Here is a 21,918-nt window from a genome sequence, read left to right as displayed (position 1 = left end):
ACCCCGCCGCTCACCGGGCCGCTCACCGGACCAACCACCCCGCCGCTCACCGGGCCACCCACCGGGCCACCCGCCGGGCGGCTCACGAGGTCGCCGCCTCGGCGAGTTCGCGGCCGTGGGCGTGACGCGAGGGAGGCCGCTCCAGGCCGTAGTGGTCGCGCAGCGTACGCCCGTCGTAGTCGTGCCGGAACAGGCCCCTGAGCCGCAGTTCCGGCACGACGTACGCCACGAAGTCGGCCAGGCCGCCCGGCAGGAGCGGCGGCATGATGTTGAACCCGTCGGCCGCGCCGTTGTGGAACCACTCCTGAATCTGGTCGGCGACCTGCTCGGGCGTGCCGGCCACGACCCGGTGGCCACGGCCTCCGGCCAGCCGCCCGATGAGCTGCCGGACCGTCAGGCCGTCTCGCCTGGCCAGGTCGATGACCAGCCGCCGGCGGCTCTGCGCTCCCTCGGTCTCGGCCACGAGGTCGGCCGGCAGCGGCCGGTCGAGCGCGTCCTCCCCCAGCTCGATCCCGATCATGGTGGCCAGCTGGGAGAGGCCGTAAACCGGGATAATCAGCTCCTCCAGCTCCTTCTCCAGACGCAGCGCCTCGCCCTCGGTGGAGCCGAGGATCGGCGAGAGGCCGGGCAGGACCAGCAGCTCGTCGGGGCGCCTTCCGTAGCGGGCGAGGCGGCCCTTGAGATCGGCGTAGAACTCCTGGCCGTCGCGGAGCGTCTGCTGGGCGGTGAAGACGGCCTCGGCGTGACGGGCCGCGAACTCCTTGCCGCCTTCCGAAGAACCCGCCTGGACCAGCAGCGGGCGGCCCTGCGGCGGGCGGGCGGCGTTCAGCGGCCCGTGGACCCGGAAGTGCTCACCGGCGTGCTCGATCGGGTGGATCTTCCCGGTGTCGGCGTAGACGCCCCGCCCTCGGTCGCCCACGACGGCGTCGTCCTCCCAGCTGTCCCAGAGCGCGGTGACCACCTCCAGGAACTCGTCGGCCCGGGCGTAGCGGTCGGCGTGGGCCGGGCGCTCGACGCCGAAGTTGTGGGCCTCGGCCTCGCCGGCCGAGGTGACGATGTTCCAGCCGGCCCGGCCCCCGCTGATGTGATCCAGCGAGGCGAACTTGCGCGCCACGTGGAAGGGCTCGTTGTACGTCGTGGACACGGTCGCGATCAGGCCGATGTGGTCGGTGACGGCGGCCAGGGCGGACAGCAGGGTCAGCGGCTCCAGCCCGCCCAGGGCGTTGTGCCGGACGTCGCCCGTCAGGGCCAGGCCGTCGGCCAGGAACACCGAGTCGAGCTTGCCGTGCTCGGCGATGCGGGCCAGCTCCTGGTAGTGGCGTACGTCGGTCAGCCGGGCCGGCTCGGTGCTCGGGTGGCGCCAGGCCGCCTCGTGGTGGCCGACGCCCATGAGGAAGGCGTTGAGGTGCAGGTGGCGAGCGGTCATCAGGTGGTCCTCCAGGTGGAGAATCGACGTTCGACGGTGATCAGGAGCTGGTTGAACAGCAGGCCGACGACGGAGATCGTGATGATGCCGGCGTACATGTCGGGAATGCGGAAGCTGAACTGCGAGGCCTGGATCAGGTAGCCGAGCCCCGCCTTGGCGCCCACCATCTCGGCGAACAACAGCACGAGGATCGAGTACGCCCCGGCCAGCCGGATCCCGGTGAAGATGGTCGGCACTGCGGCCGGAAGGACGACCTTCTGGAACAACCGGACCGGGCCCAGCCCCATCGACCTGGCCGACTTGACCAGCAGCGGTTCCACGGTCTTCACCCCGCTGATCGTGTTGAGCAGGATCGGCCAGGCGCAGGCGTACAGCACGAACGTGACCTTCGTGGTCTCGCCGATGCCGAGGATCAGCGTGAACACCGGCAGCAGCGCCACTGCCGAGGTGTTGCGGAACAACTCCAGCGCCGGGCTGAGGAAGTCGGCGACCGGCTGATACCAGCCGATGGCGAGGCCGAGCGGGATCGCCAGCACGATGGCCAGGGCGAACCCGGCCAGCGACCGCAGCACCGAGGCGCCGAGATGCTCGCCGAGCCGGCCGCTGACGAGCAGGTCGTACCCCGCCGCCAGATCCTCCGACAGCGGGGGCAGGAAGACCCGGTCGACCACGCCGAGCCTGGGCAGCGCCTCCCAGAGCGCGAGGAGCAGCACGATCGCCGCCGACCTGCCGGCGGCCGTGGACACGGCCCGCCACAGCCGCCTCCGGGCTCTGGCCGGCCTGTCGTCGCCTTCCGGCTCGTCCGGCTCGGCGTCGTCGTCGGGCAGGTCGTAGCTGTGGGTGTCACCGGGCTCCGGTGGCGCTTCGGTACGGGTGGCGGCTTCAGGCAACGGAGGTCGCCTCCTCTCGCTGGGCCGCGGCGACCTCGTCGCGCAGCAGGTTCCACAGGTGGTGGCGGTACTCGCCGAACCGGGCCTCGGCCCGCAGGTCGCCCGCACGCGAGTCGAACGCGACCTCGACCACCTCCTTGATCCGGCCGGGGCGGGAGGTCATTACGGCGACCCGCTGCCCGAGGTAGACGGCCTCGTCGATGCCGTGGGTGATGAAGACGACCGTCTTGCCGGTCTTCTCCCAGATGCGCAGCAGCTCCTCCTGCAGCGACTCCCTGGTCTGGGCGTCGAGGGCGGCGAACGGCTCGTCCATCAGCAGCACGTCCGGGTCGAAGGCGAGGCTCCGGGCGATGGCCACGCGCTGGCGCATGCCGCCCGACAGCTCGTGCGGGTAGCGCTCCTCGAACCCGGCCAGCCCGACGAGGTCCAGGAAGTGCCGGGCGCGTTCGGCCCGCTCCCGCTTCGGCACGGCCTTGGCCTCCAGGCCGAACTCGACGTTCCCGGCGGCGGTGCGCCAGGGGAAGAGGGCGTACTGCTGAAAGACGATGCCGCGGTCCAGCCCCGGACCGGTGACGGGGACGCCGTCGATGGCGATCTGCCCCGAACTCGGCGGGGTGAGGCCGGCGATCAGGTCGAGCAGCGTGGACTTGCCGCAGCCGCTCGGCCCGACCAGGGTCAGGAACTCGCCGTCGCGGATGTCGAGGTCGATCCGGTCCAGCGCGGTGAACGGCCGGTCGGCTCCCCTGACCCGGAACACCTTGCCGACGCCCCGGAGGCCGATCTTCGTGGTCATGACGCGTGCCCCTTCGCGTACGGGTTGAACTCGTTGGTGAACAGGTCGGTCAACCGCACCTGGCCCGGCTGGAGCTCGCCCTCGCGTCGCAGCCAGTCGATCCAGGTCTGGAACTCCTTGTCGGCGATCACTCCCCCCTGGCCCGCGATCCCGGTGCTCTTCCAGTACCGCACCGTGGTCGCCTCCTCGTTCCGGCCACGCTTGGCGATGATCTTCTCGTACGTGGCCACGACCTCCTCGCGCGAACGGGTCTGCGCCCACAGGACGGCCCTGGCGAACCCGGAGACGAACGCCCTGGTGGTGCCGGGGTTGTCGGCGATGAAGTCCTCGCGCAGGACCACGGAGCCCGCGGTGAACGGGCCGATCAGCCCGACGTCGGTGAACAGCGGCCGCAGGCCGCCCCGCTCCAGCGCCTTGTCCTTGAGCACACCGCCCAGCGTGCCCACGTCGAGCTGTCCCTGGCGCAGGGCCTGCTCGGTGTTGACGGGCGGGATCACGACGAGCTCGACCCGCTTGATCTCGTCGGGCGTCAGCCCCTCGCGCCGGAGATACTCCTTGATGACCGCTTCGTGGTGGGCGCCCAGCGTGTTGACGCCGATCCTCTTACCGATGAGGTCGCGGGCGGTCCTGATGGGGCTGCCCTCGGGCACGTAGTAGCCGTTGAAACTGCGCTCGTCGGAGCCGTAGTAGCCGACGACCGCCCTGATCGGCGCGCCGGCCGCCCTGAGTTTGATGATGGCGCCGTTGAAGGCGCCGCCGAAGTCGACCTGGCCGGTCGCGGCCGACTGGATGTCCTGCGGGCCGCTGGTGGTGTCGCCGACCCACTTGAGCTTGACACCGCCGAGGTAGCCGAGCTCCTCGGCCAGCTCGGCGAAGGTGACGGCGCCGACGCTGCCCTGGTAGCGCAGCTCGGTCACCTCCGGGCCGCCCGCCACGGCGGAGCCCTCGGCCGAGCCGCACGCGACGGTCGCGGCCAGTAGTAAGACGGATGACAGGACGTGTCTGGTTGTGATCACGGAAGTGTCCTCACGGGAAGAGGCATGCTCACGCCGCGCCCGCGCACGATGGCGCGGGACGCGGGGAACGGGATTCGTCGGGGAGCGTGGGCCGCGTCGGCCCACGCCGGGGGCACGAGGACGGGTCGCCGGGGGCTCGGGCCGCCCGGCCGCTAGCGGTCCGTGATCAACGACACTGCGCGCTGGCGACGTGACCGAAGTCGACGTGCGGGCGCCTGGTCAGGCTCGTTCCCTGGCTCATACCGGCAACGTACGCCGCCGTCCGACCTCAAGTCAATATTCCCTACTTGTTTTACATGAAATATTTGATCGGGCCGATCAGAAGGGGTCGTCAGGGGCGCGGGTGGTGGGGATGGGGATGGCAGGGAAGGGCCGCCCCGGCGTACAGGGACGCGGGCTCCGTGCCGACGGCCGGTCTGCCCCGGGGGTCGGGGTTGGCCTGCCAGTGCCGCCCTCGATGGTCGTCGACGGCCGCCGAGCGGATCCACCGCCCGGCCATGATCGCAGCGTTCAACGGCGTCTCAGTGTGCTCGCTCGGTGAGCGGGTTCCGTCCAAACCCATACTTGAAGCATCCCACATATTTGGTAGGTAATTAGGTATAGGTAGCGTGGAAATTGGGAGGTCGCCCGTGCCCATGCCGGATTTCTTGATCATCGGTGTCCCCAAGGCAGGGACGACGGCCCTGCACGCCGCCCTTCACCGGCATCCTGACCTCTTCCTGTCCCCCGTCAAGGAGCCGAAGTACTTCCTCACCGACGGCCCGCCGCCGACCGAGGGCGGACCCGGCGACGCGGAGACCTACCGCGAGCACGTCTGGCGGCGCGAGGACTACGAGGCGCTCTTCGCCGCGGCGCCCCCGGGGACCCTCACCGGCGAGGCCACCCCCTTCTACCTGTACGACCTGGCCGCGCAGCGGCGCATCCGCGAGGCCGTGCCACACGCCAGGCTCATCGTGATCCTGCGCGATCCCGTGGAGCGGGCCCACTCCAACTGGACGCACCTGTGGTCGGCCGGGCTGGAACCGATCGGCGACGTGGTGCGCGCCTGCGCGGAGGAGGAGCGGCGGATCGCCGCCGGATGGGCGCATTTCTGGCACTACGTGGGACTCGGCAGGTACGGCGAGCAACTGGCCCATCTGTTCACCGTGTTCCCCCGCGAGCAGGTGCTGATCTTCCGCTACCGGGACCTCGTCGACCGGCCCGCCGAGACGCTCGACCGGATCTGCGCCTTCCTCGGGGTGCGGCGCGGCCTGCTCACCGTGCTCCCGAAGGAGAACGTCACGGCCCACCCCGACGCGAGCCCGCGACACGCGCTGCTGTCGTCGTTCCGGCGGCGGGTCCCCTCCAGCCTGGCCGCGCCCATCGAGAAGCTGCTCCAGCACCGCGGCGACTCCCGCCGGCCGCTGACCTGGGAGCAGCGGCAGCGGCTCATCCCCTACTTCGCGGCCGACGTCCAGCTGCTCCAGCGGGTCACCGGCCAGGACTTCGGCGGCTGGCTGCGGCCCAGGGAACGCTCGGGCGGCCTGGTCGGCACCCGGCCGCCCGGCCAGCGGCAGTCGAGGAACGGCCGGCCGCCCCCGGCGTGATCAGCGAAGCTCGGTGCGCAGCTCGTGGGCGCCGTCGGGGCGGGTGTATTCGTAGTAGAGCCGGACGCCGCCCGACGGCAGCTCGACGAGGTCGAGGTAGCGCAGGCCGCCCCCCTGGTGGGCGGACACCGCGGCGGGGGCGTCGCCCAGCGGGGTCAGCGCGGCGGGATCCATGCCCGCGGCGATCCCGGTGCGCTCCTCGTAGTTCTCCGCCGCCGTGGCGCGGCCGTCGTAGAACGCCAGCACCCGATCCCCTACGAACCGTACGGCGCTGATCCGGGCGCCCCGCGAGTCCCACATCCCCGGGCGTCCGCTCAGCGCCGTGCCGTGCCATGTCCACTCCAGCCCGTCGGCGCTGGTGGCGTAGTCGGTCACCATCTGGTCGGCCTCGTCGGGGTCGGCCAGCGGGTGGCAGGAGGCCCACAGGTGCCACGTGCCGCCCCGCCGTACGATCACGGTGTCCTTCACCCCCGTCTTCGGGTCACCCGGAAGGACGGTGGCGCGCGAGTCCGGGTCGAACCCCGAGGGGTCGCCGGCCTCGAGCACCTCCACCCGCCAGTGCTTGGTCCCCCGGGTGGCGCAGCTCAGGTAGAGCCGCCAGTGCCCGTCGGCCACGCGCACCAGCGTGGGCCGCTCCAGCGACTCCGCGTCCATCCGCTCGCGGGTGATCGTGGTCAGGGTCTCGAAGCGCTCGCCGTCCGCCGAACGGGCGATCACGACCGCGTAGCCGCGCCCCTCGCCCACCGGTCTCCGCAGCCGGTAGGCGAGATAGACGAACCCGTCGGCCGCGACGGCGCTGGGGGCACCCGCCCAGTGCCCCTCTCCCGAGGTCGGCGGCACGACCGCGACAGCCGCGCGGTCGGGGTCGGGCAGCAGGCCGGCAAGACGGCGAACGTCCTCATCCATCGACATGGGCATGAGGTTAGGCCACGGCGCGGAGCTGGGCACGGCTACTCACCTTCACTTTAGGAATTCATGCATTTCAAGGGGACTTTACGGAAAACGTGCCGCGACCCCCCTTTCTTCCCTGGCCCCTTCTTCCCTGGTCCTGTCTTCCGGGGCCCTGTCTTCCGGGGCCGGCGCGAACGGCCCTAGGCTGGTAGATCGCCGAAGCCGTGTCCGAAAAGGGGGAGCCGCATGCCCGACGTGCGCCCGCTGCGGCCCGGCGATCCCGAGCGGATCGGTGTCTACCGGCTCGTCGGCGTGCTCGGCTCGGGCGGACAGGGCGTGGTCTACCGCGGAGTCGCCGACTCGGGCCGCGAAGTCGCCATCAAGCTGCTGCACAGCCATCTGAGCCACGACGACGACGTCAGGCGGGGCTTCTTACGCGAGGTGGAGGCCGCGCGCAGGGTGGCGGCGTTCTGCACGGCCAGCGTGCTGGACGTCGGCGTGCTCGGCGAGCAGCCCTACATCGTGAGCGAGTTCGTCCCGGGCGTCACGCTGCAGGCTCTCGTGCGCTCCTCCGGCCCCCGCACGGGCGGCGGGCTCGACCGGCTGGCGATCTCCACCCTGACCGCGCTCACCGCCATCCATCTGGCCGGGATCGTGCACCGCGACTTCAAGCCGGCCAACGTCCTGATGGGCCCCGAAGGCCCGATCGTCATCGACTTCGGCATCGCCAAGGCGCTCGACGGCACCACGCGCGCCTCGGGCCCGGTCGGCACTCCCGCCTACATGTCGCCCGAGCAGATCAGGGGCGAGGCCGTCCGGCCCACCTCCGACGTCTTCAGCTGGGCTGGCACCATGGTGTTCGCGGCCACCGGCCACCCTCCCTTCACCGGTGACACGATCCCGGCCGTCCTCAACGGCGTGCTGAGCGGCGCTCCCGACCTCGCCGGCCTGCCATCCCACCTGGCCGAGCCGATCCACGCCTGCCTGGCCAAGGATCCCGCCGCCCGGCCGACACCGCCCGACCTGCTCCAGTGGCTGACCCGCCGAGCCGGAACGATCCCCCCACCTGGCGGTGCCGGAACGATCCCCCCGCCCGGCGCCCCCACACCCGGCCTGGCACCCGCCCCCGCCCCCATGCCTGCGCCTGCCCCCTCGTCCGCGTCCGCGCCCGCGTCCGTCCCCGAGTCCGCGTCCGTCCCCGAGTCCATGCCCGGCCGCGGCCCCGAGTCCGTGCCCGCGCCCGCATCTGCATCCGCGCCCGGTCTCGCCTCCATGCCCGGTCCCGCGTCCATGCCCGGCCGCGGCCCCGAGTCCGTGCCCGCGCCCGCGCCCGCTCTCGCGTCCATGCCCGCGCCCGCGCACGGTCCCGCACACGCTCTCGCGTCCATGCCCGGTCCCGAGACCGCGTCCGTGCCTGTGCCCGCGACCGAGGCGCCGACCGTGCCTCGTCCGGCCGCCGCGATGAGCCGCCGGGTCCTGATCGGCGGCGTCGCGGCAGCCGCCGCCGTGGCGGTCTCCGCCGTCGCCCTCACCCGGTCAGGGGGCAGGCAGGGCGGCCCGGTCTCACCCTCCAGCTCGCCTGTCGCGGCCGGCACCGACCGGCCCGCCACGCCGAGCCCGACCTCCACGTCCATTCCCACCCCCGCCCCCACGTCCGCCGGTCTTCCGCTCGGCTCCCCGATCGGGGAGCCCATCTCCCTGGACGGCACACCGGTCGCCCTCGCCTCGGCGGGCTCTGCCATCGTCTGCGCCCTGGCCAAGGGGCCGGCACTGGCCTGGGACACGGCCACCGCCAGCGCGACGGGGCCCCGCCGGCTCGGCGGCTCAGGCGACAGGGCGACCTCGGTGGCCTACGGCAACGCCGGCGGGAAACCGGCGGTGGCCACCGGGCACCCCGATGACACGGTCCGGCTGTGGACACCGGACGGTGAGCCCGTCGCCGAGCACCGGCTGAGCGACCCCGTCCTCGCCGTGCACATCGCCGCCGCGCCGGTCGCGATCTCCGAGAAGTACGACGCCATGGCCGACCTCACCAGCACCGTACGGTTCTGGAACATCGCCACCGGCAAGCCGATCGGCCCCAGGATCCCGCTCCACTTCCAGGGCGTCAACGGCGTGGCGTTCGGCCGGTTCGGCGACGCCGACGTGGCCGTCACCGGAGACGGCCACAACCAGGTCCGGGTGTGGCGCCTGGCGACGGGCAAGCTGCTGCGCGGGTTCGGCACCGGCGAGATCGGCGGCATCGAGCGGCTGGCCTGCGGCCGGGTGAAGGGCCGCCCCGTCGTCGTGTCCACCCACCTCGACGCCACACTGCGCGTCTACGACATGGACACCGGCAAGCGGACGGGCACCTGGACGTTCAGCCGCCGGAGCCCCGACGACCGGGGCACCAGCGCCCTGGTCGTGGGCGAGCTCGACGGTGTGCCCATCGCCGCCACCGCCCACACCGCGTCCGACGACCCGGTCCTGCGCGTCTGGAACCTCACCAACGGCAAGACGATCGGCAGGCTGCACGTCGAGCCGATCCGGGCGCTGGCCCTGACCCGGCTCGCCGGACGTCCCGTCGCCGTGGCGGCGACCGACGACTACGTACGGGTCTGGAGCCTCGGCGCCGCCTGACCCAGGGGTCAGGACGCCGTGACCTGGGGCACGGCCTCGCAGAGCGCCCAGTCGGCGCTGATCGCCCCGGCGGCCCTGAGCAGCAGCGGAAGGTACTCGTCCGTCAGCTTCTCCATGGACGTCTCGGCGGCGTGCGCGTTGACGTTGAGCGCCGCGACGACGTTGCCGAGCCCGTCGCGCAGCGGAGCGGCGACAGACCGGATGCCCAGGGCGAGCTGCTCGTCCGTGAGCGCCCTTGGCGCGCCGCCTGCGGACAAAGCGGTTCGATCACGCAAAACACCGGCAACCTGCTACCGTCCTCGTAACGTGCTGGAAACAGGAGATCACGGATGAGTGACGCGTCCCGCCGGCGGCCGCGCATATCGGCCGGCACTCCCAACGTCGCCCGTATGAACGACTACTTCATCGGCGGCAAGGACAACTTCGCCGCCGACCGCGAAGCCGTCGAGAAGGTGCTGGCCCTCGCTCCGGAGGCCAGGGCCATGGGCGAGCAGGTCCAGGCGTTCCGCGAGAGGGTCGTGCGGCACCTCGTCGAGCAGGGCGTCAGGCAGTTCGTCCACATCGGCTCGTGGCTGCCCACCGCGCGCAACGCGCACGAGATCGCGCAGTCGCTCGCCCCCGACGCCCACGTGGTCTACGTCGCCGACGACCCGGTCGTGCTCAGCCACGCCCGGGCGATCCTCGCCACCAACGAGCAGACCGGCGTGGTCGAGGGAGACGTCCTCCATCCGGACGAGCTGGTCGACGACCCCGGCCTGCGACGGCTGATCGACCTCGACCGGCCCGTAGCCGTGCTGATCTTCGGCTCGCTGCAGTACATCCCCGACAGCGACGGCCCGTTCGAGAGCGTGGCGCGCCTGTGCGAGCGGCTGCCGGCCGGCAGCCATCTCGGCCTCACCCACGCCGTGTTCGACACCCGCCCGGACGTCGCGGAGCAGATCGCCGACATCTACCGGGAGGCGCTCGGCCGCCCCGACGGCGGTCCGCGCACCCGCGACCAGGCAGCGCGCTTCTTCGACGGGCTCGAACTCGTCGATCCGGGCTTCGTCTACGCACGCCAGTGGCGGCCCGAGACGCCGGTGTCGGAGCAGGAGGCGAAGAAGACGTGGGTCGCCGCCGGGCTCGCCCGCAAGGGCCCGGCCCAAGGACCAACGTCCTCTCCCTGACCGCCATCGGACCCTACCGGGGCGTCCCCGGCTCGCCGATCCTGGGAGTCGCGTACCGCTATCGAGGGATCACACGATGTGCAACTACTGCGGCTGCCGGGACTTCCCGTTGATCGGCAGGCTCTCCGACGAGCACTGGGCGATCGGGGAGACCGCCGGAGCCCTCCGCAGAGCCATTGACCAAGGCCGCCACGACGACGCCCAGGCCCTCCTGGACGAGTTGCTCGCTCAGCTGATGCCGCACACCGCGACCGAGGAGACCGGCCTCTTCGCCGAGCTGCGCGCCGAGGGATCGCTGGCCGAGGAGGTCGACCGGCTCTGCGCCGAGCACCAGGACATCCACGGGGTGCTCGGCGCGGTCGACCGCGCGTCGCCGGACTGGCCCGCGGTGCTGGAGGCGCTGGCCGCGCTGCGCCGGCACATCGACCACGAGGAGCACGGCTTGTTCCCGGCGTCGATCATCATGCTGCCGCTGCCCGCCTGGGACCGGATCACCCCCGATCGACCGGCATCTCTCAAGGGCTGAACGGCCCGGGAAACCGGGGACGAAAGTCCCTTGACGAGGTGACCTGCGCACATGGCTGCGGGCGCGGACGCGTGCCTAGCGTGGTCATCATCATCGGCCGCAGATATCCAGGGAGCAGCTCCCATGACCACACACTCGCAGGACTCCGTCCTGGCGACCATTCGCGCCCACCACGACCAGCTTGGCCGGACGATGGCCGACCACTCCGTGACCATCGCCCGCTCCGTCGACCGGCTGATGTCGCCGTCCGCCCGGCAGGAGGTGCTGGTCGCCTACTGCACCGAGGAGGTGCTCCCGCACGCGGCGGCGGAGGAGGAGACCCTGTACCGCGTCGCGGCGAGCCGGCCTGAGACCGCGCTGCTCGTGCGCTCCATGACCAGGGAGCACGTCATCCTCCGCGACCTCGTCGGCGAGCTGGAGAAGGCGGGCACCATGGGCGAGATCGTGAGCGCCGCCGCCTCGTTGAACGCCCTGTTCCAGGCACACCTGGAGAAGGAGAACGACGTCCTGCTGCCCGCCCTGGCCGACGCCGGCGTGGACCTCGCCGGCCTGCTCGACGGGATGCACGAGATCCTCGGCGAACCCGCCGCCGAGGAGGGATGCGGATGCGGTGACTGCGCGTGCGGCGCCGCCCAGGACGTACAGGACGGGCAGGACGGGCAGGCGGCGGGTGGCGACGTCGTCGGCGAGCTCGACGTGCGCCGCGTGTCCCACGACCAGCGCCACCACCAGATCTTCGGCACCTTCCGCGAGCTGCCGCCGGGCACGGCGTTCGTGCTGGTCAACGACCACGACCCGAAGCCGCTCCATCACCAGTTCGCCGCCGACTATCCGGGCGAGTTCACCTGGGACTACGTCGAGTCGGGCCCGGACGTGTGGCGGGTGCGCATCGGGCGCCCCTGACCGCCGCCGCTGACCTCGCCGCGAGCCCGGTCGTCCGTTCCGCGGAACGCGTGGCTCACCACGGCCGGCCGGCGCCGACGGTTCGGGTGGATGGGACCCGGCTAGATGAGACCCAGCGCCAGCATCGCGTCGGCGACCCGCCGGAAGCCGTCGATGTTGGCGCCCGCCACGTAGTTGCCGGGCATGCCGTACTCGTCGGCGGCCTCAAGGCAGCGGCCGTGGATGTCGCGCATGATCTCCTGGAGCCGGAGCTCGGAGAACTCGAAGGTCCAGGAGTCGCGGCTGGCGTTCTGCTGCATCTCCAGGGCGCTGGTCGCGACGCCGCCGGCGTTGGCGGCCTTGCCGGGGCCGAAGGCGACGCCCGCCTCCAGGAACACCTTGATGCCCTCGGGCGTGGTCGGCATGTTGGCGCCCTCGCCGACCGCCAGGCAGCCGGCCTGGACCAGCGCGACGGCGTCGCGGCCGGTGATCTCGTTCTGCGTGGCGGACGGCATCGCCACCTCGCAGGGCACCTCCCACACGCTGCGGCCCGGCACGAAGACGACGTGGTCGCCGCGGCGGGCGGCGTAGGCGTCGAGCCGGCCGCGCTCGACCTGCTTGATCTGCTTGAGCAGGCGGAGGTCGATGCCCTTCTCGTCGATCACGTAGCCCGAGGAGTCGGAGCAGGCGACCACCAGGCCGCCGAGCTGCTCGACCTTCTCGATGCTGTAGACGGCGACGTTGCCGGAGCCGGAGACCACGACCCGCTTGCCCTCGAAGGAGGTGCCGCGCGCCTTCAGCATCTCCTCCACGAAGAAGGCGCAGCCGTAGCCGGTGGCCTCGGTGCGGACCTGGGCACCGCCGTAGGCGAGGCCCTTGCCGGTGATCACGCCGGACTCGTAGCGGTTGGTGATGCGTTTGTACTGGCCGAACAGGAAGCCGACCTCGCGCCCGCCGACGCCGATGTCACCGGCGGGCACGTCGGTGTATTCGCCGATGTGGCGGTAGAGCTCGGTCATGAAGCTCTGGCAGAAGCGCATGACCTCGCGCTCGGACCGCCCCTTCGGGTCGAAGTCGGAGCCGCCCTTGCCGCCGCCGATGGGCAGCCCGGTGAGGCTGTTCTTGAAGATCTGCTCGAAGCCGAGGAACTTCACGATGCCCAGGTAGACGGACGGGTGGAAGCGCAGCCCGCCCTTGAACGGCCCGAGCGCGCTGTTGAACTCGACGCGGAAGCCGCGGTTGATGTGGACCTCGCCCTGGTCGTCCTCCCACGGCACCCGGAAGATGATCTGCCGCTCGGGCTCGCAGATGCGCTCAATGATCTTGGACTGCGCGTATTCGGGGTGCTTGCCCAGGACCGGGCCGATGCTCTCCAGCACCTCGCGCACCGCCTGGTGGAACTCGATCTCACCGGGGTTGCGGCGGAGGACGTTGTCATAGATCGACGACAATTTCTCGTGCAGCACAGATTCTCCCAGCTCATTCCCGGTTCATCCTCACTTTAGAGGGTGCTCCGAACCGGTTCGATCCGGGTGTCCCATGATCAGCTCCGGGCCGCGTTCAGAAGCGGCGGGCGTGTCCCTCCTCGGCCACGTCCGCCGGGGTGCCCGGCCAGTACTCCATGAACCCGCCCGCGTGGTCGAGGCGGACCGTGAGCATCGTGCGCCTGCGGGCGGGCTCGGGCAGCCGGAGGTCCTCGCGCATGCAGATCGGGGCCTCGTCCCCGGCCTCTCCGCAGAGCCGGCCGGCCAGCTCCGGAAGCCCGCCGGCCGCCTCGCCGGCGGGCAGCGCCTTGTCGAGGTGCGCGTACCGGAGCAGGGTCGTGCTGGTCGGGTGCCTGACGTCGCCGTCGCGGAGTGAGGGGCTGAGCAGGTGGTTGGTCCGGATGAGCCAGCCGTCCGCCCGCGCCGGGATCGCCACCGTGCCGGCCGGGGTGAGCTCGATCGAGACCGCCTCGGCGACCGGGGCGAGGGCGGTCACGGTGATGGCGGTCGAGGCGCTGACCGTGGCCGATCGGGCGAGGTCCACGGCCTCTCGCACGGTGCCGGCCTCGTCGAGGATGCGGCGGGCGATCGCGTGCACGGGGACGCCGTCGCCGGCGCCGTCGGCCCGGTGGTGCAGGAGGTTGAAGTTCACGCCCAGGCCCGCGCTGTTGAGGCCGATCTTGGCCAGCATGCCCGGCTCGGTGAACGTCTTGACCCAGCGCCCGGGCGCGGGCGAATAGCGCCACAGCGCGGCGTCGGGCACCAGGTGGGGGTGCCAGTCCCACGTCTGGAAGGCGACCGGAGGGCCGTCCGCGCGGGCCCGCGCCACCGTGGAGCACTCCCCGTCGCCCTTGGGCGGCGCGGCGGCCAGGATCTCGGTGCGGGAGTTGAGCAGCCCGAGCTCGGCGACCGTGATCCCGGCTCCGCCGGCGATCGACTCCAGCTCCTCGCCCAGGGCCGGATGCCAGGCGAAGAGCGCCTGGCAGGACTTCTCGGAGACGGCGGCGCAGGTGTCCGGGTCGATGCCGAGCTGGAGGTAGTGGCGGCGGTAGGCGGCGATCGCCGTGTGGATCCGCGACGCCCACACCCGCCCGAACTCCCTGCCGCGCTCCGGCGAGCGACGCCCCCCGCTGTCGTGCTCGTGCAGTCTCACAGCCGTCCTTCCTCGTGGGCCCCATCAGTCGGGCGAGCGCGGGATGCGCACGCGGCCCGGCTCGGAGGTCGTCCCTGACACGCTCGCGTACGGGCTCCTTCAGGTGAACTCGACCATCGACTGCCGGCCCGTTACGCGCACGGTGAAAGGGACAACCCTGTCAATGATCCTCTCGAAGGGCTACCTGGAGCCGGAGGGTCCCGCCGTGTCGGGCCGCCCGGCACGCGGGACGGCTCACCGATCGCCGGGCTTCAGGCGCCGGCGACGGGGCGCAGGACGGATTCGATGGCCGCCACCGCGTGGCCGCGATGGGCGGCCAGGAGGGCCACCACGGCCTCGGTGTCGCGGCGGCGCAGCAGGTCGAGCGTGACGCGGTGCTCGTCGATGACCCGCTCGCGGTTGAGCTCGTCGCTGTAGTACATCGACCGGTAGGCGTCGGTCGAGTCCCACAGCGTGCGGATCAGCCTGACCAGGCGCGGCAGCCCCGACCACTCGAAGATCGTCATGTGGAAGCGCCGGTTTGCCTCGGCCATGGCGAGCACGTCGGCCGCGGCGGCGGCCGCCTCGACGTCGGCCTGCGCCTGGGCCAGGACGTCGAGGCCGGCGTCGGTGAGGCGCTGGACCGCGCGCCGGACGGCCTCGCCCTCCAGGAGGTCGCGGATGACGTAGACCTCACGCAGGTCGTCGAGCGAGAGCTGCTCGACGAAGTAGCCGCGGTGCGCCTGGTAGGTGACCAGTCCTTCGCCTTCGAGGGTCTTCAGCGCCTCGCGCAGCGGGACCCGGCTGACGGCGAACTCCTCGGCCAGCGCCTCCTGCCTGATCGGGTCGCCGGGCCGCAGGCGGCCGGTGGTGATGGCGCGCCTGAGCTCGCCCAGGACGAACTGCTGGGCCGTGGGCGGCCTGCGACGTCCTTCTACCGAGGTCATCCGCCCAATATCTCACGAACCCACTCGTCGTCCTGTCCCAGAACGGGCGGGGCGAGGTGGTAGCTCGGCGGCGTGGCGGTGAGGCCGATGGGGTTGGCCACCTGGGCCGCGGCCCCCTCGCCGACCATCGGTGCGAGGCCCAGCTCGGTGGCGAAGGAGAAGGCGGCGGCCAGGTCGTTGATCGGGCCGCACGGCACTCCGGCGGGGGTGAGCGCGGCGTACCAGTCGTCGGCGGTGCGGGCGGCGAGGGCCCGGGTGAGCTCCGCGACGAGGGCCTCCCGGTGGGCGACGCGGTCGGAGTTGCCGGCGAATCGCGCGTCCGCCGCGAGGTCGGCCCGGCCGAGCACCTCGCACAGGGCGCGGAACTGGCGGTCGTTGCCCGCCGCGATGACGATCGGCCGGTCGGCGGCCTGGAACACCTCGTACGGCACGATGCTGGGGTGCCGGTTGCCCATGGCCCGCGGCACGACTCCGGCGGCGGCGTACCCGGAGGCGTGGTTGGTCAGCGCGGACAGCAGCGACGACAGCAGCGACACCGAGACGCGCTGCCCCTTGCCGGTGGCGTCGCGGTGGCGCAGCGCGGCCAGCACGCCCATCGCCGCGTGCAGCCCGGTGATGACGTCGACGAGGGCCACGCCCGCCTTCATGGGCGGCCCGCCGGGCTCGCCGGTGACGCTCATGAGCCCGCCCACGGCCTGCGCGATCAGGTCGTAGCCGGGCAACTCGGCGCCCGCGCCGTCACCGAACCCCGTGATGGAGCAGTAGACCAGCCCTTCGTTGACCGCGCCGAGCCGGTCGTAGCCGAGGCCGAGCCGGTCCATGGTGCCCGGCCGGAAGTTCTCCACCAGCACGTCGGCGCGGGCGGCCAGGGCGCGGGCCGTCTCCAGGTCGCCGGGGTCGCGCAGATCGAGGGCGATCGACCGTTTGTTGCGGTTGACGGCCAGGAAGTAGGTCGCCACCTCCCCGGCGTGCGGCGGCCCCCAGGAGCGGGTGTCGTCGCCGGCGCCGGGCCGCTCGACCTTGACCACGTCGGCGCCGAGGTCGGCCATCAGCATGGTGGCGTACGGGCCGGCCAGCACCCGGCTGAAGTCGGCGACCAGCAGCCCTGAGAGCGCCCCCGGGCCGGGTGGGGCGCTCCGGGGCGCGGCGGATCCTTCGAGGTCGAGCTGGTCCATGGCGAACGCACCTTATGTCATATTGGATAATCGATACTGGATCCAATCTTAGGAGTCTCCCATGCATCCTTCGGCCCTGTTCGCCATCGACAGCCTCCTCACCGACGAGGAGCGGGACATCCGCCAAGCCGTGCGCAAGGTGTGCGACCAGGAGATCCGGCCGCACGTCGCGGGCTGGTTCGAGGCCGGCGAGCTGCCCGCGCGCGAGCTGGCCCGCACGCTCGGCCCCGTGGGCGTCCTCGGCATGCACCTCGACGGGTACGGCTGCGCCGGCCTGGGCGCCGTCGCCTACGGCCTGGCCTGCCTGGAGCTGGAGGCGGCCGACTCCGGCCTGCGCAGCCTGGTCTCGGTCCAGGGCTCCCTGGCCATGTACGCGATCTGGAAGTACGGCAGCGAGGAGCAGAAGCAGGAGTGGCTGCCCCCCATGGCCGCCGGCGAGCGGATCGGCTGCTTCGGCCTCACCGAGCCCGACTTCGGCTCCGACCCCGCGGGCATGCGCACCACGGCCAGACGCGACGGCTCCGACTGGGTGCTGAACGGCACCAAGATGTGGATCACCAACGGCTCGGTGTCGGACGTCGCCGTCGTCTGGGCCCGCGCGGACGACGGCATCCGCGGCTTCCTGGTGCCGGCCGGCACGCCGGGCTTCACCACGCACGACCTCAAGCAGAAGGTCTCGCTGCGGGCCAGCGTGACCAGCGAGCTGGTGCTCGACGAGGTCCGGCTGCCCGCCGAGGCCATGCTGCCCGGCGCGCGGGGCCTGTCCGGGCCGCTCGGCTGCCTGAACGAGGCCCGCTTCGGCATCGTGTTCGGCGCGATGGGCGCGGCGCTCGACTGCCTGGAGACCACGCTCGCCTACGCGGCCGAGCGGCAGATCTTCGCCAGGCCGCTCGCGTCCTTCCAGCTCTCCCAGGAGAAGCTCGCCGACATGGCGCTGGAGCTGGGCAAGGGCATGCTGCTGGCGCTGCACCTGGGCCGGCTGAAGGAGCGCGGCGAGATCACCCCCGAGCAGGTGAGCGTGGGCAAGCTGAACAACGTGCGCGAGGCCATCGCCATCGCCAGGACGTGCCGCACGATGCTGGGAGCGAGCGGCATCACCCTCGAATACCCGGTGATCAGGCACTCGGTCAACCTGGAGTCGGTGCTCACCTACGAGGGCACCTCCGAGATCCACACGCTGGTCATCGGCCGCGCCCTCACCGGCCTGTCCGCCTTCCACTGACCGCCTTCCACTGACCGCCTTCCACTGACCGCTTCCCACTGGCCGCTTCCCACTGGCCGCTTCCCACTGGCCGCTTCCCACTGGCCGCTTCCCACTGGCCGCTTCCCACTGAACGCGCCGCCGGAGCCCGTCAGCCGAGGGCGTGGTCGAGGTTGAAGGCCGCGCTGATGAGCGCGAGGTGGGTGATGGCCTGCGGGAAGTTGCCGAGCTGCTCACCGGTGTGGCCGATCTCCTCGGCGTACAGGCCCAGATGGTTGGCGTACGTCAGCATCTTCTCGAAGGCCAGGCGGGCCTCGTCGAGGCGGCCGGCGCGGGCCAGAGCCTCGACGTACCAGAAGGAGCAGATCGAGAACGTGCCCTCCGGGCCCTGCAGCCCGTCGGGGCTGACCTCCGGGTCGTAGCGGTAGACCAGCGAGTCGGAGACCAGCCCGTCGCCGAGCGCGTCGAGGGTGGACAGCCACTTGGGGTCGGTCGGGGAGACGAACTTGGCCAGCGGCATCATCAGCAGGGAGGCGTCCAGCACGTCCTCGTCGAAGTGCTGGACGAACGCCTGCAGCTTGGTCGACCAGCCGCGCCGCATGATCTCCCGGTAGATCGCGTCGCGCGCCTCGCGCCAGCGCGGGATGTCGGCGGGCAGCCCGCGCTGGATCGCCACCCGCATGGCGCGTTCGATGGCCACCCAGCACATCAGCCGCGAGTAGACGAAGTTCTTACGGCCGCCGCGGGTCTCCCAGATGCCCTCGTCGGGCTGGTCCCAGTGCAGGCAGACCCAGTCGACCAGGGTGCAGAGCTCGTCCCAGCGGTCGCTGGCGATCGGGTCGCCCCACTTGTTGTAGAGGTAGATGGAGTCGATGAGCGCCCCGTAGATGTCGAGCTGGAGCTGATCGGCGGCGGCGTTGCCGATCCGCACCGGGGCGGAGCCCCGGTAGCCCTCCAGATGGCCGAGCTCGTGCTCGGGCAGGTCGCTGCGCCCGTCGATGCCGTACATGATCTGCAGCGGGCCGTTGCCTCTGTCGTTGCTGAGCGGCACGTGCGTGGACAGGAAGCCTATGAAGGCCTCCGCCTCCGCGGTGAAGCCCAGCCTGAGCAGCGCGTAGACGCAGAACGCGGCGTCGCGGATCCACACGTAGCGGTAGTCCCAGTTGCGCTCGCCGCCGAGCTGCTCGGGCAGGCTGGTCGTCGGCGCGGCGACGATCCCCCCGGTCGGCACGTAGGTGAGCAGCTTCAGCGTGAGCGCCGAGCGGTGGACCACCTCGCGCCACCGGCCGCGGTAGCGGGAGGCCGACAGCCAGCGCCGCCAGTAGCGGACCGTGGCGGTGAACTCGTCCTCGGCCTCCGCGATCGGGCAGCCCCGCGCCGCGAGGCCGCCGCCGGCCCGGTCGAGCGCGAACACCGCCTGCTCCCCCTCACCGAGCTCGAACTTCGCCCACGCGTCCTGCCCGTCGACCTCCATCGGCACGCTGGCGGTCAGGGACAACGACAACGACGCCGACTCGAACAGCACGCGGTCCTCCTCAGCGCGCACGGTGTGCGGCTGCCTCGCGTAGTCGAAGCGGGGCGCCACCCGGGCGCGGAACGGGAGCGAGCCACGGACGCAGGACACCCTGCGGATCATCCGGTGCCGGTCGGCCTCGCGCGAGTCGTCCGCGATGGGCATGAAGTCCTGGATCTCGCCCACCCCGTCGTCGGCGAAGAAGCGGGTGATGAGGACGTTGGTGTCGGGAAAGTAGAACTGTTTGGTCCTGGCCGGGGTGTCGGCGGCCAGCTCGAACGAGCCGCCCCGGTCGGCGTCGAGGATCGAGGCGAACACGCTGGGCGCGTCGAAGCGAGGGCAGCAGTACCAGTCGATGGTGCCGTTGGTGCCCACGAGCGCGACCGTCCGCAGGTCGCCGATGAGACCGTGGTCTCCGATCGGCAGGTAGCGGGAGTCGCCTGAGTGACCGGGTTCTCCAGCAGTCATGACCGCCCTTTCTCCCTGTCTTCCCCCAAGGTAAACATGTCGGACTCGTGACAGTCTCTGCCGTTCGTCAAGGGCTGGCAGATCTTTGACCTGGGCGTTTCTCCGGATTTCGGCTCCGAGATCTCCCGTGAGAGCCATTCCCTAGGCGTACGAGGGGAGAAAAGGTACGGTGAAACCGAGAGAATTACAGTTTCGGCCGGGGATGAATACGTGATGCGCCAAGCGGAGGAAGGCTCCAACCCCGCTACGGGCGACCTGGCGCCCACGTTGATCCACCAGGCATTGCTCTACGACGGCGTCGAGACGTTCGGCTCCGTCGCCTCCCGGTTCTGCCTCGACGGCCTCGCGCGGGGTGACAGGGTCCTGGCCGTGGTGACGCCGCCCAACATCGAGGCGCTGGAGGCGGTGCTGGGCGCCGACGCCGCCCGGGTCGAGTTGGTGGACGCCCGGGAGTGGTACGACACGCCGGGCCGCACGCTCGACGCCTACACCCGCTACGTCGACGGCCACCGGGCGGACCACCCCCGGATCCGGGTCCTCGGAGAGCCGGTCTGGCAGGGGTTCGACCAGGCGCAGGAGGCGGAGTGGACCCGGTACGAGTCCGTGATCAACGCCGCCTTCGCCGACAGCCCCGCCTGGATCATGTGCTCCTACGACACCCGGGCGCTGCCCGGCCACATCGCCGACGACGCCCGGCGCACCCACCCCGAGCTGGTGACGGGCGATGACACGATGGTCAGCCCGGCCTACACCCCACCGGCGGAGTTCGGCCACGCCAGAGACCTGCTGCCGCTGCCCCCGCCGGGGAGTGCGGACGGCGCCCGGTTCGTGTTCGACGCCGACCTCGCCCTCCTGCGGCAGCGCGTGGCCTCCTGGGCGGCGGCCCGCGACGTGCCGGCCGAGCCGGCCGACCGGCTGACGCTCGCCGTCAACGAGGTGGCCACCAACGCCGTCGAGCACGGCGGGGGGCATGGCGAGATCCTGCTGTGGATCGACGGCGACTCGGTCTGCTGCGACGTCGTCGACCCCGGCCGGCCGGGCGGCGGGGCGACCGAGCCGTTCGCCGGCTACCTGCCACCCGCCTCCGCGACCGCCCGCGGCCACGGCCTGTGGGTGGCACGCCGGCTGTGCGACCTGGTGGAGGTCCGCACCGACCGGCCGGGCACGCAGATCCGCCTGCGCCTGCGACGGGGCTGATCCGGCGGCCCGGGTCTAGGCTGAAGCGCATGCGAGTAGTGCTGATCGGCGCCAGCGGTCACATCGGCACCTACCTGGTGCCCCGGCTTGTGGACGCGGGCCATGACGTGGTCACGGTGAGCAGGGGCAAGCGAGAGCCCTACAGCCCCCACGGCTCCTGGCGGCAGGTCACCACGGTGACCGCCGACCGCAAGGCGGAGGAGGCCGACGGCACGTTCGGCCGGCGCATCGCCGAGTTGGAGGCCGACGCCGTCATCGACCTGATCTGCTTCCGCGAGTCCAGCGCGCGTCAGCTGGTGACGGCGCTGACCGGCCGTGTCCGCCACTTCCTCCACTGCGGCACGATCTGGGTGCACGGCCCCAGCACCCGGGTGCCCACCACCGAAGACCGGCCGCGGCGGCCGATCGCCGACTACGGCCGCCGGAAGGCCGCCATCGAGGCCTACCTGCTCGACCGGGCCCACCGCGACGGCTTCCCGGCCACGGTCATCCACCCCGGCCACATCACCGGCCCCGGATGGGTGCCGGTCAACCCGGCGGGCAACCTCAACCCCGCCGTGTTCCAGGCCCTCGCCGACGGCGCCGAGGTCGCCCTGCCCAACCTGGGCATGGAGACCGTCCAGCACGTCCACGCCGACGACGTGGCGCGGCTGTTCATGGCGGCGCTCGACAACCCGTCCGTCGCCGTGGGCGCCGGTTTCCACTCCGTCGCCACCACCGCCCTGACGCTGCGCGGCTACGCCGAGGCCGTGGCGAGCTGGTTCGGGCAGGAGGCGCGGCTCACCTACCTGCCGTGGGAGCAGTGGCGGGACACGGTGTCGGAGGAGGACGCCCGCGTCACCTACGACCACATCGCGCACAGCCCCCACTGCAGCATGGAGAAGGCCGAGCGGCTGCTCGGCCACCGGCCGCGCCACACCTCGCTCGAGGCCGTCGCCGAGGCCGTCGACCGGCTCATCGCGGCGGGCGTCATCGCACGCTAGCCCGCGCCCGGAGCGAGCGGCTC

The 21,918-nt window shown here is 71.8% G+C and carries 20 protein-coding genes; 8 read left to right on the top strand and 12 right to left on the bottom strand.

The window, feature by feature from the left end; genetic code table 11:
* Window positions 1-82: 82 nt before the first annotated feature.
* The 5 genes from AB0C16_RS16385 to AB0C16_RS16365 all read right to left on the bottom strand — a co-directional run bounded on the left by AB0C16_RS16385 (window position 83) and on the right by AB0C16_RS16365 (window position 4,639).
* Window positions 83-1,426 (bottom strand): LLM class flavin-dependent oxidoreductase, encoded by a 1,344-nt coding sequence (locus AB0C16_RS16385; protein ID WP_357683386.1) that lies wholly within the window; start codon window positions 1,424-1,426, stop codon window positions 83-85.
* Window positions 1,426-2,316: an ABC transporter permease gene (locus tag AB0C16_RS16380; RefSeq protein ID WP_357683383.1), complete on the bottom strand. Its 891-nt coding sequence runs from the start codon at window positions 2,314-2,316 to the stop codon at window positions 1,426-1,428. Before AB0C16_RS16380 ends, AB0C16_RS16385 begins: the two co-directional genes overlap by 1 nt.
* A complete protein-coding gene (locus AB0C16_RS16375; RefSeq protein WP_357683380.1) occupies window positions 2,309-3,109 on the bottom strand; it encodes an ABC transporter ATP-binding protein in 801 nt (266 codons plus the stop codon). The genes AB0C16_RS16380 and AB0C16_RS16375 overlap by 8 nt, the downstream gene beginning before the upstream one ends.
* On the bottom strand, window positions 3,106-4,125 hold the full coding sequence (locus AB0C16_RS16370; protein WP_357683378.1) for an ABC transporter substrate-binding protein: 1,020 nt from the start codon (window positions 4,123-4,125) through the stop codon (window positions 3,106-3,108). Before AB0C16_RS16370 ends, AB0C16_RS16375 begins: the two co-directional genes overlap by 4 nt.
* Before the next feature lie 331 nt (window positions 4,126-4,456).
* Complete coding sequence (locus AB0C16_RS16365) at window positions 4,457-4,639, bottom strand: hypothetical protein (RefSeq protein ID WP_357683375.1); 183 nt, start codon at window positions 4,637-4,639, stop codon at window positions 4,457-4,459.
* A 121-nt stretch (window positions 4,640-4,760) separates the two neighbouring features.
* Here AB0C16_RS16365 and AB0C16_RS16360 point away from each other — a divergent pair, with 121 nt between their 5' ends.
* A complete protein-coding gene (locus AB0C16_RS16360) occupies window positions 4,761-5,711 on the top strand; it encodes a sulfotransferase (protein ID WP_357683372.1) in 951 nt (316 codons plus the stop codon).
* On the opposite strand, the gene AB0C16_RS16355 is transcribed toward AB0C16_RS16360, so the two are convergent.
* Window positions 5,712-6,623, bottom strand: coding sequence for a hypothetical protein (locus tag AB0C16_RS16355; RefSeq protein WP_357683369.1), 912 nt, complete (start codon window positions 6,621-6,623; stop codon window positions 5,712-5,714).
* 225 nt (window positions 6,624-6,848) lie between these two features.
* On the opposite strand from AB0C16_RS16355, the gene AB0C16_RS16350 reads away from it, so the two are divergent.
* Window positions 6,849-9,221, top strand: a complete 2,373-nt coding sequence (locus AB0C16_RS16350; RefSeq protein ID WP_357683367.1) for a protein kinase — start codon at window positions 6,849-6,851, stop codon at window positions 9,219-9,221.
* 8 nt (window positions 9,222-9,229) lie between these two features.
* Here AB0C16_RS16350 and AB0C16_RS16345 read toward each other — a convergent pair whose 3' ends face one another.
* A complete protein-coding gene (locus tag AB0C16_RS16345) occupies window positions 9,230-9,496 on the bottom strand; it encodes an IclR family transcriptional regulator C-terminal domain-containing protein (protein WP_357683364.1) in 267 nt (88 codons plus the stop codon).
* Between the two features lie 54 nt (window positions 9,497-9,550).
* Here AB0C16_RS16345 and AB0C16_RS16340 point away from each other — a divergent pair, with 54 nt between their 5' ends.
* The 3 genes from AB0C16_RS16340 to AB0C16_RS16330 all read left to right on the top strand — a co-directional run bounded on the left by AB0C16_RS16340 (window position 9,551) and on the right by AB0C16_RS16330 (window position 11,816).
* Window positions 9,551-10,387: an SAM-dependent methyltransferase gene (locus tag AB0C16_RS16340; RefSeq protein ID WP_357683362.1), complete on the top strand. Its 837-nt coding sequence runs from the start codon at window positions 9,551-9,553 to the stop codon at window positions 10,385-10,387.
* Window positions 10,388-10,463: 76 nt separating this feature from the next.
* Window positions 10,464-10,913, top strand: a complete 450-nt coding sequence (locus tag AB0C16_RS16335; RefSeq protein WP_357683360.1) for a hemerythrin domain-containing protein — start codon at window positions 10,464-10,466, stop codon at window positions 10,911-10,913.
* 123 nt (window positions 10,914-11,036) lie between these two features.
* Complete coding sequence (locus tag AB0C16_RS16330) at window positions 11,037-11,816, top strand: DUF2249 domain-containing protein (RefSeq protein WP_357683357.1); 780 nt, start codon at window positions 11,037-11,039, stop codon at window positions 11,814-11,816.
* A gap of 101 nt (window positions 11,817-11,917) precedes the next feature.
* Here AB0C16_RS16330 and gdhA read toward each other — a convergent pair whose 3' ends face one another.
* The 4 genes from gdhA to AB0C16_RS16310 all read right to left on the bottom strand — a co-directional run bounded on the left by gdhA (window position 11,918) and on the right by AB0C16_RS16310 (window position 16,533).
* Window positions 11,918-13,261 (bottom strand): NADP-specific glutamate dehydrogenase, encoded by a 1,344-nt coding sequence (gdhA, locus tag AB0C16_RS16325; protein ID WP_357683355.1) that lies wholly within the window; start codon window positions 13,259-13,261, stop codon window positions 11,918-11,920.
* Between the two features lie 94 nt (window positions 13,262-13,355).
* Window positions 13,356-14,432 carry a C45 family peptidase gene (locus AB0C16_RS16320; protein WP_357683353.1) on the bottom strand — a complete coding sequence of 359 codons (1,077 nt, stop codon included), beginning with the start codon at window positions 14,430-14,432 and terminating at the stop codon, window positions 13,356-13,358.
* Between the two features lie 251 nt (window positions 14,433-14,683).
* Window positions 14,684-15,358: a GntR family transcriptional regulator gene (locus tag AB0C16_RS16315; protein WP_357683350.1), complete on the bottom strand. Its 675-nt coding sequence runs from the start codon at window positions 15,356-15,358 to the stop codon at window positions 14,684-14,686.
* Window positions 15,355-16,533 (bottom strand): CoA transferase, encoded by a 1,179-nt coding sequence (locus AB0C16_RS16310; protein ID WP_357683347.1) that lies wholly within the window; start codon window positions 16,531-16,533, stop codon window positions 15,355-15,357. The genes AB0C16_RS16315 and AB0C16_RS16310 overlap by 4 nt, the downstream gene beginning before the upstream one ends.
* Before the next feature lie 61 nt (window positions 16,534-16,594).
* Here AB0C16_RS16310 and AB0C16_RS16305 point away from each other — a divergent pair, with 61 nt between their 5' ends.
* Window positions 16,595-17,755, top strand: coding sequence for an acyl-CoA dehydrogenase family protein (locus tag AB0C16_RS16305; RefSeq protein ID WP_357683345.1), 1,161 nt, complete (start codon window positions 16,595-16,597; stop codon window positions 17,753-17,755).
* 130 nt (window positions 17,756-17,885) lie between these two features.
* Here AB0C16_RS16305 and AB0C16_RS16300 read toward each other — a convergent pair whose 3' ends face one another.
* A complete protein-coding gene (locus tag AB0C16_RS16300) occupies window positions 17,886-19,715 on the bottom strand; it encodes a glycoside hydrolase family 15 protein (RefSeq protein ID WP_357683342.1) in 1,830 nt (609 codons plus the stop codon).
* Between the two features lie 213 nt (window positions 19,716-19,928).
* Here AB0C16_RS16300 and AB0C16_RS16295 point away from each other — a divergent pair, with 213 nt between their 5' ends.
* The gene (locus AB0C16_RS16295; RefSeq protein ID WP_357683730.1) at window positions 19,929-20,912 is read left to right on the top strand and encodes a sensor histidine kinase; all 984 of its coding nucleotides are present in this window, start codon (window positions 19,929-19,931) and stop codon (window positions 20,910-20,912) included.
* A gap of 29 nt (window positions 20,913-20,941) precedes the next feature.
* The gene (locus AB0C16_RS16290) at window positions 20,942-21,895 is read left to right on the top strand and encodes an NAD-dependent epimerase/dehydratase family protein (protein ID WP_357683339.1); all 954 of its coding nucleotides are present in this window, start codon (window positions 20,942-20,944) and stop codon (window positions 21,893-21,895) included.
* The last annotated feature ends 23 nt before the right edge of the window (window positions 21,896-21,918 follow it).

Origin of the sequence: Nonomuraea sp. NPDC048916 (assembly GCF_040649575.1) — a bacterium.
Classification (GTDB): Bacteria; Actinomycetota; Actinomycetes; order Streptosporangiales; family Streptosporangiaceae; genus Nonomuraea.
Note: the sequence above shows the minus strand (reverse complement) of the source record. Positions and strands in the feature narration are given on the sequence as shown.

Coding starts and splice junctions, on each gene's coding strand:
- AB0C16_RS16385 (WP_357683386.1), bottom strand. CDS start 1,426: ATGACCGCTCGCCACCTGCACCTCAACGCCTTCCTCATGGGCGTCGGC.
- AB0C16_RS16375 (WP_357683380.1), bottom strand. CDS start 3,109: ATGACCACGAAGATCGGCCTCCGGGGCGTCGGCAAGGTGTTCCGGGTC.
- AB0C16_RS16360 (WP_357683372.1), top strand. CDS start 4,761: ATGCCGGATTTCTTGATCATCGGTGTCCCCAAGGCAGGGACGACGGCC.
- AB0C16_RS16355 (WP_357683369.1), bottom strand. CDS start 6,623: ATGTCGATGGATGAGGACGTTCGCCGTCTTGCCGGCCTGCTGCCCGAC.
- AB0C16_RS16350 (WP_357683367.1), top strand. CDS start 6,849: ATGCCCGACGTGCGCCCGCTGCGGCCCGGCGATCCCGAGCGGATCGGT.
- AB0C16_RS16340 (WP_357683362.1), top strand. CDS start 9,551: ATGAGTGACGCGTCCCGCCGGCGGCCGCGCATATCGGCCGGCACTCCC.
- AB0C16_RS16335 (WP_357683360.1), top strand. CDS start 10,464: ATGTGCAACTACTGCGGCTGCCGGGACTTCCCGTTGATCGGCAGGCTC.
- AB0C16_RS16330 (WP_357683357.1), top strand. CDS start 11,037: ATGACCACACACTCGCAGGACTCCGTCCTGGCGACCATTCGCGCCCAC.
- AB0C16_RS16315 (WP_357683350.1), bottom strand. CDS start 15,358: ATGACCTCGGTAGAAGGACGTCGCAGGCCGCCCACGGCCCAGCAGTTC.
- AB0C16_RS16310 (WP_357683347.1), bottom strand. CDS start 16,533: ATGGACCAGCTCGACCTCGAAGGATCCGCCGCGCCCCGGAGCGCCCCA.
- AB0C16_RS16305 (WP_357683345.1), top strand. CDS start 16,595: ATGCATCCTTCGGCCCTGTTCGCCATCGACAGCCTCCTCACCGACGAG.
- AB0C16_RS16300 (WP_357683342.1), bottom strand. CDS start 19,715: ATGACTGCTGGAGAACCCGGTCACTCAGGCGACTCCCGCTACCTGCCG.
- AB0C16_RS16295 (WP_357683730.1), top strand. CDS start 19,929: ATGCGCCAAGCGGAGGAAGGCTCCAACCCCGCTACGGGCGACCTGGCG.
- AB0C16_RS16290 (WP_357683339.1), top strand. CDS start 20,942: ATGCGAGTAGTGCTGATCGGCGCCAGCGGTCACATCGGCACCTACCTG.